This is a genomic window from Pseudomonas fluorescens, from assembly GCF_902497875.1.
Lineage (GTDB): Bacteria > Pseudomonadota > Gammaproteobacteria > Pseudomonadales > Pseudomonadaceae > Aquipseudomonas > Aquipseudomonas fluorescens_BR.
This window is the reverse complement of the sequence record NZ_CABVHY010000003.1, coordinates 100,723-114,932: the sequence shown is the minus strand read 5'-3', so window position 1 is coordinate 114,932 and position 14,210 is coordinate 100,723. Positions and strand designations below refer to the sequence as shown.

Below are 14,210 nucleotides of genomic sequence, written 5' to 3'. Positions count from 1 at the left end.
CCCATGCCTGCGCCTTGGCAGCCGTTGCTCGATTGGTGGTTCGGTTCAGCCGAGTCTCCAGCCGAAGTGGTAGCTGAAAAGGGCAGGTTGTGGTTCGGCAAGCGCGACAGCCAGGACCTCGAAGCGCGTGAGCGTTTCGGGGCCTGGGTCGAGCAGGCACTGGCCGGCGAATTGGCTGAGTGGGCGCAATGCCCGCAAGGCTGGCTGGCCTTGGTGCTGTTGCTCGATCAATTGCCACGTATGATCTATCGCGAAACCCCCAAAGCCTTTTCGGGTGACCTGCGTGCTCAAGCGCTGGTGGCTCAAGGGATTGCCGCGGATTTCGATCGGCAACTGCCGGCCATGCGCCGGGCGTTCATCTACCTGGTGTTCGAACATTGCGAAAACCTCGCGGTGCAGAACGAAGGCGTGTCGCGTTTTGTAGCCTTGCAGGCAGAACAGCCATTGGCCGATCAGCCAGTGTTTGCCGATCATCTCGATTACGCCGAAAAGCATCAGAAAATCATCGCCCGGTTTGGCCGGTTTCCCCATCGCAACAACGTGCTTGGGCGGGTTTCCACGCCTGAAGAGTTGGCGTTTTTGCGTGAGCCGGGATCTCGGTTCTAAGCACTACGTAAACTCACGGATTCACGTGCAGAAGCCGTTTCATCAACAGTGTTGGCAGGTTTTTTCGGGTGTCGGCAATGATGTGGATGAAGACAGTCTGGTCTCGCACCTCATAAATGATTCGGTTCATTCCTGACAAAATCTGTCGGTACTGGCTGAGATTTAGCTTCTCGATCTCTTCGGGGATTGATCCTGCATAAGGCAGTGGCCCCAAATGTCGGATTGCTGTCTTTAGATTGGCGTAGGTGCTTCGCCACGTCTGGGCAGAGAATTGTTTTGTGATATAGCTACGTAGTTCTTTGAGGTCTGTTTCTGCGGACTGAAGAATGACGACATTAAAGCTCATTGATGATCGGCCTTATCCAGCTCTGCAAAAACGTCCTCCGCATCTCTGAATTTGCCCTCGTCAATCTCGCGATTGCCCATCGCGAGTAGCTTTAGCAGGGCCATCGTATCTTCCTGCTCTTCGAAACTCTTTACATCCATCACTACCAGTTTTGCTTCGCCGTTTTGGGTTATGACCAAAGGCTCCCGACTCTCGGTAATGGTCTTGACGATCTCAGCTGTATGGCTTTTCAGATAGCTGATGGGCTTTATCTGGGATGAAAGCTTCATGGTGTTATCTCGTTTGGGTGAGCAGGACTGAGTTTAGTCTTAATTCAGTCCTGCGTCAGTTCCGTCAGACAGGCGCACTTGGGGTTCGATTTGTGGATTAAATCCTGAAACTCCCCACCAACTGCTTCAACCGCGCCGCCTGCTGCTCAAGGTCCGCGCATGCGCGCAAGGTCGACTGCAGGTTCTCCACGCCTTCCTGGTTGAGGGTATTGATCTCGGTGATGTCGACGTTGATCGACTCGACCACCGCAGTCTGTTCTTCAGTGGCGGTGGCCACCGACTGGTTCATCCCGTCGATTTCACCAATGCGCTGGGTCACGCTGCCCAGGCGCTCACCGGCCTGGTTGGCGATACCGACGCTGCTTTCGCTCTGGCGCTGGCTGTCGGTCATGGTGAGGACTGCCTCGCGGGCGCCGACTTGCAGTTCTTCAATCATGGTCTGCACCTGTTGCGCCGACTCTTGGGTGCGATGCGCCAGGTTGCGCACTTCGTCGGCGACCACCGCGAAGCCGCGACCGGCTTCACCGGCGCGAGCGGCTTCGATCGCGGCGTTGAGCGCCAGCAGGTTGGTCTGTTGCGAGATGCTGGTGATCACTTCGAGGATCTGCCCGATGTTCACCGTGTTGCTGTTCAGTGTTTCGATATTGCCGCACGAATCACTGATCTTGGCCGACAGTTGTTGCATGGCGGCGATGGTTTTATCCACCACCTGCTGACCGTCCTCGGCCAGGCTGCGGGCGTCGCTGGAGTGCTGCGAGGCGAGGGCGGCGTTCTGGGCGATTTCCTGGGCGGCGGCGCCCAGTTGATTGATCGCCGCGGCGACGCTGCTGGTGCGCGAAGCCTGCTGGTCGGAATTGAACATCGACGAGTTGGAAGCGCTGACCACGCGCAAGACCACTTCGTTGACTTGGCCGGTGGCCGACGCAACTTCTCGAATCGAGGTGTGAATCCGCTCGACAAAACGGTTGAAGGATATGCCCAGGGCGCCGAATTCGTCGTGGCCATGAATGGTCAGGCGCCGGGTCAGGTCGCCTTCACCTTCGGCGATATCGTGCATCGCCCGGCCCATGGTCAGCAGTGGCTGCATCAGCACACGGATCAGCAGTCCCAGCAACGCGATGATGATCACGACGGCGATGAGCATGGCAATGATTGCCGACGTGCGAAACTCACTGAGCATCGAGAACGCGGTGTCCTGGTCGAGCACCAGCGCCACATACCAGTCCGCCGACGGCACACCGTTGACATGGGTGAAGGAAATGAATTGCGACTTGCCGTCCACCTCAACTTCTTTCATGCCCGGGCTGACCTTGGGAGCACCGTTGGGATACGCGTCGGCCAGGTTCTTAAGCACCAGTCTACTGTCCGGGTGGATCAGGATCTTGCCATCAGCGCTGACGATAAAGGCGTGGCCATTACCGCCGAAGTCCAGCGAGTTGATGATCGCGCTGACGCTGCTGAGGTCGATGTCGGCGCCGGCGATGCCGATGAACTGGTTCTGGTGTTGCACCGGGGTGGCGACGGTGATTACCAGTTTGCCCGAGGACACAGCGATGTAGGGCTCGGTGACGATGGTCTGCCGGGCGCTGTTGGCTGCTTTGTACCAGCCACGGGAGCGCGGGTCATAGTCGGCGGCGCGGTTGCCCGCCGGGACTGAGAACATCACGCCGTCCTGGCCACCGAAGTAACTGAGCTGGAAATTGCTGGTGTAGGCCGGTAAGCCGACGGCGCGTTTCAGGCTGTCAGGCGCGCTGCCGTCGACGGCGATTTGCTGGGCCAGCGATTGCAGCAACTGCATGCGGCTTTCCAGCCAGGTCTGGATGTTACGGGTGGTCAGGCTGCCGAGTTCCTGCATCGAGGATTCGGTGCTGCTGCGCAAGGTCTGGCGCTGCCGATAGTCGTTGAACAGGATGAAGCAGGCGAATGCAACGGCGACCACAAGAGCGGCTGCAAGCAGAATCTTGTGGCTGAATTTCATGTTTCTGGTCATTAAGTAAGCTACCGCAAGGGACTGGTCAGCGAGGGGCGTCAATTTGCCACAGTGAAGGGCTTTGAACTGCTTTGTATGTCGACCGGCGAGCGCCAAAAATGAGGCGCTTTTGGCAAAACTCGACGAAATGTTGTTAAGCCTGGAAAAGAGCTTGATTTCAGAAGGAATGGCGGATGGACGGTGCAAGAAATAGCCAATGGTGTCGGGAACCAGATGGACCTTTTCTCTTCTAAGCTTCTGGTTGGCAGCCATGCCTTCCCCCTTCCTCCAGGAGTTTCACCATGTCGCTGCGATCTCTTGCCTTGTTGTCGTTCTGCGTGCTGCTGGCCGCGTGCAGCAAGGTAAACCAGGAAAACTACTCGAAGCTTTCGACAGGCATGCCCAAAGCCGAAGTCGAAACCTTGCTGGGTAAGCCATCCGATTGCTCTGGCGCCCTGGGTATGTCCAGTTGCACCTGGGGTGACAAGAACAGCTTTATCAGCGTGCAGTACGCCGGTGACAAAGTATTGATGTTTTCCGGGCAAGGCCTGAAGTAAAAAAAACCGGGGCTTTGAGCCCACGGGAGAAAAATAATGATGCGGTTCGTAATAGTTTTTTTAGCCGGCCTGGTATTGGCCGGCTGTGCCACCTCTGGCAATGACCTGGCGCCCAAGACCGTCAACAGTGTCAATCTCAAGCGTTACCAAGGGACCTGGTACGAGTTGGCCCGTCTGCCGATATATTTCCAGCGCAACTGTGCGCAATCCGAAGCCCACTACACCCTCAAGGCCGCTGGCGATATCGCGGTGTTGAACCGCTGCCTGACCACCCAATGGCAATGGGAAGAAGCCAGGGGCACGGCAACGCCGCAGATTCCCGGCAAGACCGACAAGCTCTGGGTCGAATTCGATAACTGGATTTCCCGCCTGCTGCCAGGCGTGGCCAAGGGCGAGTACTGGGTATTGTTTGTCAGCGGCGACTACAAGACAGCGATCGTTGGCGACCCGAGTCGTCGGCATCTTTGGCTGCTGTCGCGCTCGCCTGAGGTCAATGGGGTAGTCCGTGAGGAACTGCTGAGCAAGGCGCGCGAGCAAGGGTATGACACCACGCGGCTGATCTGGCGAGTGTCGGATACCAAGATGGCCAAGACCTCGAATTAGCGGCGTGACTGAAAAGATCGCAGCCTGCGGCAGCTCCTACAAGGGATCCTGTGTACACACACACACATTCCGTAGGAACTGCTGCAGGCTGCGATCTTTTGCTTTTACCCCAACAACTCGCGCAACACACGGGTAAACGCCCGGCTGCTGTCCTCTTCCCCGGCATGATGACCGTCGCGGATCACCCATTGACCGTTGACCAGCACATCCCGCACCTGGCGATCGCCACCGGCAAATAACCAGCGATTGAGAATCGCGTCGTCATTTGCCGTTGCCAGGTAAGGGTCGTTGCCGTCGAGCACCAACCAGTCGGCACGCTTGCCCACTTCCAGTGCGCCAATCGGTTGGCCCAATGCCTGGGCTCCACCGTCCAGCGCGGCGTCATACAGCGTACGCCCGACCATTGGCTGATCGCCGCGATACAGGCGGTTGCGCCGTTGATCGCGCAGACGCTGGCCATATTCCAGCCAGCGCAGTTCTTCGACCACGCTCAGTGATACGTGGCTGTCGGAACCGATGCCCATCCGTCCACCCTGAGCGAGGAAATCCACGGCTGGGAAAATCCCGTCGCCGAGGTTGGCTTCAGTGGTCAGGCACAGCCCGGCGATAGCTTTGCTCCTGGCCATCAGCGTGACTTCTTCGGGATTGGCGTGAGTCGCATGGACCAGGCACCAGCGCTGATCGACCTCGGTGTTTTCGTACAGCCATTGCAAGGGACGACGACCGCTCCAGTTCAGGCAGTCGTCGACTTCTTTTTGCTGTTCGGCGATGTGGATATGCACCGGGCACTGTTTGTCGCTGGCCGCCAGTACCTCGCTGATCTGTTGCGGTGTTACCGCGCGCAACGAGTGGAAGCACAGGCCCATTTGTTGCGCCGGTTGTTGCGCCAGCAGCGGCTGCAAACGTGCCTGCAACTTCAGATAATTTTCGGTGCTGTTGATAAAGCGCCGCTGGCCTTCATTGGGTGCTTGCCCACCGAAGCCGGCGTGGCTGTAGAGCACTGGCAGCAGGGTCAGGCCGATACCGGCAGCGCTGGCAGCCTGGCTGATCTGCAACGACAGCTCGGCCGGGTCGGTATAGGGCTGGCCATTCGTGTCGTGGTGCACGTAATGAAATTCGGCGACCGAGGTGTAGCCGGCCTTGAGCATTTCGATGTAGAGCTGACGGGCGATGATCCCGAGTTGTTCCGGGCTGATTTTTCCGACGAGGCGATACATCAGATCGCGCCAGGTCCAGAAACTGTCATTCGGATTGCCGGCGACTTCCGCCAGCCCCGCCATCGCCCGCTGGAACGCGTGGGAGTGCAGATTCGGCATCCCCGGCAGCAGCGGGCCGTTCAACCGTTCGGCGCCATCGGCGCTGGCATCGGCCTGGATGTGGGTCAGCAAGCCATCGGCGCTGACCTCAAGACGTACATTGTTAGCCCATCCACTAGGCAGCAGCGCGCGTTCGGCAAAGAAGGCGGACATGGTTCAGAACCCCATCGTGTGTTATTTGTATATACATATACAGACGTTTGCCTGCTCGGTAAACTCCGGCAAGCTAGTAACCTTTACTCACTCACAAGGATTTCCTGTGCCGACTCCCCCTGCCATCTCCCCGCTGGCTGCCCAAATGGGTGACAGTCCGGCGCCCTTGTACGCCCGCGTCAAACAGATGATCACTCAGCAGATCGAGAGTGGAAACTGGCCGCCGCACTATCGGGTGCCATCGGAAAGTGAACTGGTGAACCAGTTGGGCTTCAGCCGCATGACCATCAATCGCGCCCTGCGTGAAATGACCGCCGACGGTCTGTTGGTGCGCATGCAAGGTGTCGGTACGTTCGTCGCCGAACCGAAGAGCCAGTCAGCGCTGTTCGAAGTGCATAACATTGCCGACGAGATCGCCTCCCGCGGCCATCGTCACACCTGCAAGGTGATCACCCTCGGCGAAGAGTCCGCCGGTTCCGAACGCGCTGTCGCGCTGGATATGCGCGAAGGGCAGAAGGTTTTCCATTCGCTGATCGTGCATTTCGAGAACGATATTCCGGTGCAAATCGAAGACCGTTTCGTCAACGCTCAGGTGGCGCCGGATTACCTCAAACAAGACTTCACCTTGCAGACGCCCTACGCCTATCTGTCCCAGGTCGCACCGCTGACCGAAGGCGAACACGTGGTCGAGGCGATTCTGGCCGAGCCGGAAGAATGCAAGTTGCTGCAGATCGAGCGCGGTGAGCCGTGCCTGCTGATTCGCCGCCGGACCTGGTCCGGGCGTCAGCCGGTAACCGCCGCACGCTTGATTCACCCCGGTTCCCGTCATCGTCTGGAAGGGCGGTTCCACAAATAGAAAGAGACATACATGAATCAGTTGAACGTTTTGCGCGCGGCCAACTATCCGCGCATGCCGTGGAAAAACGGCGGTGGCAGCACCGAAGAAATCACCCGTGATGCCGGCACCGGCCTGGACGGTTTCGGCTGGCGACTGTCGATTGCCGATATTGGAGAATCGGGTGGGTTCTCCACCTTCGCCGGGTATCAGCGGGTCATCACCGTGTTGCAAGGCGCAGGCATGACCTTGACGGTCGACGGCCAGGCCACGCGGCCGTTGTTACCGCTGGACCCGTTTGCCTTCAGCGGCGAGAGCCAGGTTTCCTGCGCGCTGCTCGGCGGTGCGATTCGTGACTTTAATCTGATCTACGCGCCGGACCGCTATAACGCGCGGTTGCAGTGGCTTGAGGGCGAGCAGCGGTTTTTCAGCTCGGCGAGCACGCTGCTGATTTTCAGTGTGGCGCAGCAGGTGCAGGTTGAATTGGGTAACAGCGCACCTGAAGTATTAGGTTTGCATGATTGCCTGCAGCTCGACGGTAACAGTGGATTGCTGGAGGTTGTCGTCGCTGGCCAGTGCTGTGTGATTGAGCTGACAGTGGTCTGATCTCGCATTGCCAAAAGATCGCAGCCTGCGGCAGCTCCTACACCTATCGCGTTCCTCACGTAAATGAGAGGTGTACGCCGATCCCGTAGGAGCCGCCGAAGGCTGCGATCTTTTTTTGGCCATCCAGTTTTCCCATGGGTAAACCAACCCCTTTAACCGTTCCCTCCCGCGCACCAACATCTCTCAAATTGTTACCGAACGCCCCAGCGTGGCGCAAAACCACGCTTCGGTAACAGTGGTTTCTCTCTCAAAAAACTCTGCCAAAAAAATCCTCCTGCCTCAAAGCCATTGATCCATAAGGCTTACAGAGATTTTCAGGATTTTTGTGAATGCCCAGTCAGCAAGTTGGCCGCTTGATTGCATATGCTTGTATGTACAAGTAAAGACGTATGCGTATGAGTCACGAAGGCTCAACCATCGTCCACTGATTCGCCGGTGTGCACTGTTTGCACATTGGCTTGCTCGCCCACTGCCTGGGTTGGTTTGGATTGATTGCTGAGGAGTTCTTTTCGTGACTGAGAATAAACCAACGAAATACCGTGACGTTGAAATCCGCGCTGCCCGCGGCAACAAGCTGACCACCAAGAGCTGGCTGACTGAAGCGCCGCTGCGCATGCTGATGAACAACCTCGACCCGGAAGTTGCCGAGAACCCTAAAGAACTGGTGGTTTACGGTGGTATCGGGCGTGCCGCGCGTAACTGGGAATGCTACGACAAGATCGTCGAAAGCCTGACCAACCTGAATGACGACGAGACCCTGCTGGTGCAATCCGGCAAGCCGGTCGGCGTGTTCAAGACCCACACCAACGCACCGCGCGTGCTGATCGCCAACTCCAACCTGGTGCCACACTGGGCAAGCTGGGAACACTTCAACGAACTGGATGCCAAGGGCCTGGCCATGTACGGCCAGATGACCGCCGGTAGCTGGATCTATATCGGCAGCCAGGGCATCGTCCAGGGCACCTACGAAACCTTCGTCGAAGCCGGTCGCCAACACTACAACGATGACCTGAAAGGTCGTTGGGTCTTGACCGCGGGCCTCGGTGGCATGGGCGGCGCTCAGCCTCTGGCCGCTACCCTGGCCGGCGCTTGCTCGCTGAACATCGAATGCCAACAAGTCAGTATCGATTTCCGTTTGAACAGCCGTTATGTCGATGAGCAAGCCACCGACCTCGACGACGCTCTGGCGCGTATCGCCAAATACACTAAGGAAGGCAAAGCGATTTCCATCGCCCTGCTCGGCAACGCCGCTGAAATCCTGCCGGAACTGGTCAAGCGCGGCGTGCGCCCGGACATGGTCACCGACCAGACCAGCGCCCACGACCCACTCAACGGTTACCTGCCAGCCGGCTGGACCTGGGACGAATACCGCGCTCGCGCCAAGACTGAGCCAGCTGCCGTGGTGAAAGCCGCCAAGCAATCGATGGCCGTGCACGTTAAAGCGATGCTCGACTTCCAGAAAATGGGTATTCCGACCTTCGACTACGGCAACAACATCCGCCAGATGGCGCAAGAAGAAGGCGTGGAAAACGCGTTCGACTTCCCGGGTTTCGTACCGGCCTACATCCGTCCACTGTTCTGCCGTGGCGTTGGTCCGTTCCGCTGGGCTGCGCTGTCGGGTGATCCACAAGACATCTACAAAACCGACGCTAAAGTCAAAGAGCTGATCCCGGACGATGCACACCTGCACAACTGGCTGGACATGGCGCGCGAGCGTATTGCCTTCCAGGGCCTGCCGGCACGTATCTGCTGGGTCGGTCTGGGTCTGCGCGCCAAGCTCGGTCTGGCGTTCAACGAAATGGTCCGTAGCGGTGAGTTGTCGGCGCCGATCGTGATCGGTCGCGACCACCTGGACTCCGGTTCCGTGGCCAGCCCGAACCGCGAAACCGAGTCCATGCAGGACGGTTCCGATGCCGTGTCCGACTGGCCACTGCTCAACGCCTTGCTCAACACCGCCAGCGGCGCGACCTGGGTTTCCCTGCACCACGGCGGCGGCGTCGGCATGGGCTTCTCCCAGCACTCGGGCATGGTGATTGTCTGCGACGGTACTGACGAGGCGGCCGAGCGTATCGCTCGCGTACTGCACAACGACCCGGCCACTGGCGTTATGCGTCACGCCGATGCCGGCTACCAGATCGCGATCGACTGCGCCAAGGAGCAGGGTTTGAACCTGCCGATGATCACTGGCTGAAAAATCGGCCGCCCTTGATGGGCGGCCTAACGCAAAACCTGCGGGAGCTGCCGCAGGCCGCGATCTTTTGATTTTCGGCGTCCTTGGTCTGGTGGTACCGGCGGCGATATGGCGAAGAAGTGGCATAGCGCGGTACCCGACCGTTTGATCCTGCCGGTAGAGCAGGGCGCGGCGACAGAACAAAAGCTGAGTGGGGCGGGCCGCGTTGCTGCGGCCTAGACCTTGACTGGACGTGGACAGGGCTGGATGCCTTCTTGACTGCCGTAATCCATTTCATGTTTAGGAGCGTCACACAATGAAAATGCATAAGACCCTGCTGACCACGTTACTTTCCATGGGCCTGTTGGCCAGTGCTGGCGCCACTCAGGCTGCCGGCTGGTGCGAGTCCGGAAAACCGGTGAAATTCGCCGGACTGAACTGGGAAAGCGGCATGCTGCTCACTGACGTGTTGCAGGTGGTGCTGGAGAAGGGTTACGACTGCAAGGTCGACACCTTGCCAGGCAATTCCATCACCATGGAAAACGCCCTGAGCAGCAACGACATCCAGGTCTTCGCCGAGGAGTGGGTAGGCCGCAGCGAAGTCTGGAACAAGGCTGAGAAGGCCGGCAAAGTCGTCGGTGTCGGCGCGCCAGTCGTCGGTGCGATCGAAGGCTGGTACGTACCACGTTATGTGATCGAAGGTGACGCCAAGCGTAAACTGGAAGCCAAGGCCCCGGACCTGAAAAGCATCGCTGATCTGGGCAAATACTCTGCGGTATTCAAGGATCAGGAAGAGCCAGCCAAGGGTCGTTTCTACAACTGCCCGGCCGGTTGGACCTGTGAACTGGACAACAGTGAAATGCTCAAGAGCTACGGCCTGGAAAGCAGCTACACCAACTTCCGCCCAGGCACCGGCCCGGCGCTGGATGCGGCCGTGCTTTCCAGCTACAAGCGCGGTGAGCCAATCCTGTTTTACTACTGGTCGCCAACCCCGCTGATGGGTCAGGTGGATCTGGTGAAACTGGAAGAGAAACCGGGTGTGGACAAGAGCGTGACCATCAAGGTCGGACTGTCCAAGACGTTCCATGAACAAGCACCGGAGCTTGTCGCAGTGTTTGAGAAGGTCAATCTGCCTATCGACCTGCTCAACCAGAACCTGGCGCGCATGGCCAAGGAACGTATCGAATCGCCGAAGCTGGCGAAGATCTTCCTCAAGGAACATCCTGAAGTCTGGCATGCGTGGGTGAGCGCCGACGCAGCCAAGAAAATCGACGCGGCTTTGTAGGTTGAACCTTCCCGGTTGGCCGTAAGTTCAACCGGGAGCTTCACCTCAACCACTTGATCGAGAGCACCTTATGTTCCCCGAAAATTTTACATTCTCCATCGCCGACTGGGTCAACAGTTGGGTCGATTCGTTGGTCACCAACTACGGTGATGTGTTCCGGCAGATCTCTGACACCCTGCTGTGGGCCATCGTCAACCTCGAAGGCTTGCTGCGTGCGGCACCCTGGTGGTTGATGCTGGCGATTGTGGCCGGCGTCGCCTGGCACGCCACCCGTAAAGTGGTGACCACCGCAGTGATCGTCGGTTTGTTGTTCCTGGTGGGCGCGGTTGGCCTCTGGGACAAGCTAATGCAGACGTTGGCGCTGATGATGGTGGCGACGGTGATCTCGGTACTGATCGGCATTCCGTTGGGCATTCTTTCGGCGCGCAGTAATCGCCTGCGTTCGTTCCTGATGCCGCTGCTGGACATCATGCAGACCATGCCGAGCTTCGTGTACCTGATTCCAGTGCTGATGTTGTTCGGGCTGGGCAAGGTTCCGGCGATTTTCGCCACGGTGATCTACGCCGCGCCGCCGCTGATTCGTTTGACCGATCTGGGTATTCGTCAGGTTGACAACGAAGTGATGGAAGCGATCAACGCTTTCGGCGCCAACCGCATGCAGCAACTGTTCGGCGTGCAACTGCCGCTGGCCCTGCCGAGCATCATGGCCGGGATCAACCAGACCACCATGATGGCGCTGTCGATGGTGGTGATTGCCTCGATGATCGGTGCCCGTGGCCTGGGCGAAGATGTCCTGGTCGGTATCCAGACCCTCAACGTCGGGCGCGGCCTGGAAGCCGGCCTGGCGATCGTGATTCTCGCAGTGGTCATCGACCGCATTACCCAGGCCTACGGTCGGCCACGGCATGAGGTGAACAAATGACTAACGCAGCCATCAGCAAGATCGAAGTCAAAAACGTCTTCAAGATTTTCGGCCCGCGCTCCAAGGATGCGCTGGAGATGATTCGCCAGAACAAGACCAAGGATCAGGTACTGGCCGAAACCGGCTGCGTGGTCGGTGTGAATGACCTTTCGCTGTCCATCGGCACTGGCGAGATCTTCGTGATCATGGGCCTGTCCGGCTCTGGTAAATCGACCCTGGTTCGCCACTTCAACCGTCTGATCGACCCTACTAGCGGGGCGATCCTGGTGGACGGTGTGGACATCCTGCAGTACGACATGGAAGCCCTGCGCGAATTCCGTCGGCACAAGATCAGCATGGTGTTCCAGAGCTTCGGCCTGTTGCCCCACAAGACGGTGCTGGATAACGTCGCCTACGGCCTGAAGGTTCGTGGCGAGACCAAGGAAGTGTGCGCTGAACGCGCGCTGCACTGGATCAATACCGTGGGCCTCAAAGGCTACGAAAACAAATACCCGCACCAACTGTCTGGCGGTATGCGTCAACGTGTCGGCCTGGCGCGGGCGCTGGCGGCGGACACTGACATCATCCTGATGGACGAAGCTTTCAGTGCGCTCGACCCGCTGATCCGCGCCGAGATGCAAGACCAGTTGCTCGAGCTGCAAAAGACCCTGCACAAGACCATCGTGTTCATCACCCACGACCTCGACGAAGCCGTGCGCATCGGTAATCGCATCGCGATTCTCAAGGACGGCCGGTTGATCCAGGTCGGTACGCCGAAAGAAATCCTCCATTCGCCTGCCGATGAATATGTGGATCGTTTCGTTCAGCGGCGTGCTGCGGTGGTTTGAGCGACGCATATCCATTTGTGGCGAGGGGGCTTGCCCCCGTTGGGCTGCGAAGCAGCCCCAAAACCTGCAATCGGGTTGCATCAGGTAAAACCAGTGAGCCGGCTTTGCGACCGCTTCGCGATCGAACGGGGGCAAGCCCCCTCGCCACAGGTGTAACTCGTCAACAAAATTTATGTGGGGCTTCACATGTCACAGGCTGAAAAAATCGTTATCGCCGATGCACCTTTGCGTTGGCAGGATGTAGTCGCAGTCGCCCGGCAGGGCGCTGTGCTGGAACTGGCGCCTCAGACCTGGGCGCGGATCGACAATGCCCAGGCCATCGTCCAGCGCATCGTCGTCAGTGGTGAGCGCGCTTATGGCGTCAACACCGGCCTGGGCGCGTTGTGCAATGTATCCCTGCAAGGCGAACAATTGACCCAGTTGTCGCGCAATACCTTGCTCAGCCACGCGTGTGGCGTCGGTGCTCCTCTGACCGACGAGCAGACGCGGGCGATCATGTGCGCGGCGATCATCAATTACAGCCACGGTAAATCCGGCCTGCATCGGCAGGTAGTCGAAGCGCTGCTGGCCTTGCTCAATCGTGGCATCACGCCGCAAGTGCCGTCCCAGGGCTCGGTCGGTTATTTGACCCACATGGCGCACATCGGCATCAGTCTGCTTGGCGTCGGCCAGGTCAGCTATCGCGGGCAGATCGTCTCGGCGCAGCAAGCCTTGGCTGAAGAAGGCTTGAAGCCTGTGCAACTCGGCGCGAAAGACGGCCTGTGCCTGGTCAATGGCACACCGTGCATGAGCGGCCTGAGCTGCCTGGCCCTGGCCGACGCTAGCCGCTTGATTCAGTGGGCCGACGTCATCAGCGCCATGAGCTTCGAAGCCCAGCGTGGTCAGATCGACGCGTTCGACGCTGAAATCATCGCCCTCAAACCCCATCCGGGCATGCAGCAGGTCGGCATCAACCTGCGCAGCCTGCTCGACGGCAGTGAAGTGATCGCCAGCAGCAAAGGCATTCGCACTCAGGATGCCTTGAGTATTCGTTCGATTCCGCAAGTACATGGTGCGGCTCGAGATCAGCTCGATCACGCCACCCGGCAGATCGAAATCGAACTCAACTCGACGACCGACAACCCGTTGCTATTGGGCACGCCGGACAACTTTCGGGTGATATCCCAGGCTAACCCGCACGGCCAGTCGGTGGCATTGGCTGCAGACTTGTTGGCGATTGCCATGGCGGAAATCGGCTCGATTGCCGAGCGTCGCCTGGACCGCCTGATCAACCCGCACGTCAGCGGTTTGCCGGCGTTTCTGGTGAGCAACCCCGGGGTCAATTCGGGGATGATGATTGTCCAGTACGTCGCTGCCTCGCTCTGCGCGCAAAACCGCCAGTTGGCGCAACCGGCGGTGCTCGATAACTACGTCACCTCGGGCCTGCAGGAAGACCACCTGAGCATGGGCACCAACGCTGCACTGAAGCTGCATCAGGCGCTGGAAAACTGCACGCAGATCCTCGCCATCGAATACCTGCTGGCGGCCCAGGCCTTCGAGTTCCTCAAAGAACAGCGCTTCGGTGCCGGCACCGACGTCGCCTGGCGACTGCTGCGCGAGCGCGTTCCGGCCTATGACCAGGACCGCTGGCTGGCGCCGGATATCGCCAGCGCCGCGTCGGTACTCAAAGACCCGCAATTGCTGCACAAAGCGTTACCGAATTTGCACTGAAACCTGTTTCCACAAAAGCCAGCGTGCCAAGGCGCA

14 protein-coding genes are annotated in these 14,210 nt (G+C 58.8%); 10 read left to right on the top strand and 4 right to left on the bottom strand.

Annotated elements, in window-relative coordinates:
* Positions 1-3: 3 nt before the first annotated feature.
* Positions 4-606, top strand: coding sequence for a DUF924 family protein (locus tag F8N85_RS03560; RefSeq protein WP_150802299.1), 603 nt, complete (start codon positions 4-6; stop codon positions 604-606).
* 13 nt (positions 607-619) lie between these two features.
* Here the strand turns inward: F8N85_RS03560 and F8N85_RS03555 are convergent, their stop codons facing one another.
* The 3 genes from F8N85_RS03555 to F8N85_RS03545 all read right to left on the bottom strand — a co-directional run bounded on the left by F8N85_RS03555 (position 620) and on the right by F8N85_RS03545 (position 3,211).
* Positions 620-952: a type II toxin-antitoxin system RelE/ParE family toxin gene (locus F8N85_RS03555; RefSeq protein WP_150802298.1), complete on the bottom strand. Its 333-nt coding sequence runs from the start codon at positions 950-952 to the stop codon at positions 620-622.
* The gene (locus F8N85_RS03550) at positions 949-1,221 is read right to left on the bottom strand and encodes a type II toxin-antitoxin system Phd/YefM family antitoxin (RefSeq protein WP_150644179.1); all 273 of its coding nucleotides are present in this window, start codon (positions 1,219-1,221) and stop codon (positions 949-951) included. The genes F8N85_RS03555 and F8N85_RS03550 overlap by 4 nt, the downstream gene beginning before the upstream one ends.
* 97 nt (positions 1,222-1,318) lie before the next feature.
* Entirely contained in the window at positions 1,319-3,211 is a 1,893-nt protein-coding gene (locus tag F8N85_RS03545) for a methyl-accepting chemotaxis protein (protein ID WP_224795622.1), read from the bottom strand.
* 281 nt (positions 3,212-3,492) lie between these two features.
* On the opposite strand from F8N85_RS03545, the gene F8N85_RS03540 reads away from it, so the two are divergent.
* Both F8N85_RS03540 and F8N85_RS03535 read left to right on the top strand, forming a co-directional pair.
* A complete protein-coding gene (locus F8N85_RS03540) occupies positions 3,493-3,747 on the top strand; it encodes an outer membrane protein assembly factor BamE (RefSeq protein ID WP_150802296.1) in 255 nt (84 codons plus the stop codon).
* A 36-nt stretch (positions 3,748-3,783) separates the two neighbouring features.
* Complete coding sequence (locus F8N85_RS03535; protein ID WP_150802295.1) at positions 3,784-4,350, top strand: lipocalin family protein; 567 nt, start codon at positions 3,784-3,786, stop codon at positions 4,348-4,350.
* Positions 4,351-4,454: 104 nt separating this feature from the next.
* Here F8N85_RS03535 and F8N85_RS03530 read toward each other — a convergent pair whose 3' ends face one another.
* Positions 4,455-5,819, bottom strand: coding sequence for a formimidoylglutamate deiminase (locus F8N85_RS03530; protein WP_150802294.1), 1,365 nt, complete (start codon positions 5,817-5,819; stop codon positions 4,455-4,457).
* Between the two features lie 145 nt (positions 5,820-5,964).
* Here F8N85_RS03530 and hutC point away from each other — a divergent pair, with 145 nt between their 5' ends.
* From hutC to hutH, 7 genes are all read left to right on the top strand, one after another.
* Entirely contained in the window at positions 5,965-6,675 is a 711-nt protein-coding gene (gene hutC, locus F8N85_RS03525) for a histidine utilization repressor (RefSeq protein ID WP_191636108.1), read from the top strand.
* A 12-nt stretch (positions 6,676-6,687) separates the two neighbouring features.
* Positions 6,688-7,260: a HutD family protein gene (locus tag F8N85_RS03520; protein WP_150802292.1), complete on the top strand. Its 573-nt coding sequence runs from the start codon at positions 6,688-6,690 to the stop codon at positions 7,258-7,260.
* Between the two features lie 511 nt (positions 7,261-7,771).
* Positions 7,772-9,451 (top strand): urocanate hydratase, encoded by a 1,680-nt coding sequence (gene hutU, locus F8N85_RS03515; RefSeq protein WP_150802291.1) that lies wholly within the window; start codon positions 7,772-7,774, stop codon positions 9,449-9,451.
* A 295-nt stretch (positions 9,452-9,746) separates the two neighbouring features.
* Positions 9,747-10,715: an ABC transporter substrate-binding protein gene (locus tag F8N85_RS03510; RefSeq protein ID WP_150802290.1), complete on the top strand. Its 969-nt coding sequence runs from the start codon at positions 9,747-9,749 to the stop codon at positions 10,713-10,715.
* Positions 10,716-10,785: 70 nt separating this feature from the next.
* Positions 10,786-11,637, top strand: a complete 852-nt coding sequence (locus F8N85_RS03505) for an ABC transporter permease (RefSeq protein WP_150802289.1) — start codon at positions 10,786-10,788, stop codon at positions 11,635-11,637.
* Positions 11,634-12,464, top strand: a complete 831-nt coding sequence (locus tag F8N85_RS03500; protein ID WP_150802288.1) for a quaternary amine ABC transporter ATP-binding protein — start codon at positions 11,634-11,636, stop codon at positions 12,462-12,464. Before F8N85_RS03505 ends, F8N85_RS03500 begins: the two co-directional genes overlap by 4 nt.
* A gap of 186 nt (positions 12,465-12,650) precedes the next feature.
* Complete coding sequence (hutH, locus tag F8N85_RS03495; RefSeq protein ID WP_150802287.1) at positions 12,651-14,174, top strand: histidine ammonia-lyase; 1,524 nt, start codon at positions 12,651-12,653, stop codon at positions 14,172-14,174.
* Positions 14,175-14,210: the final 36 nt, after the last annotated feature.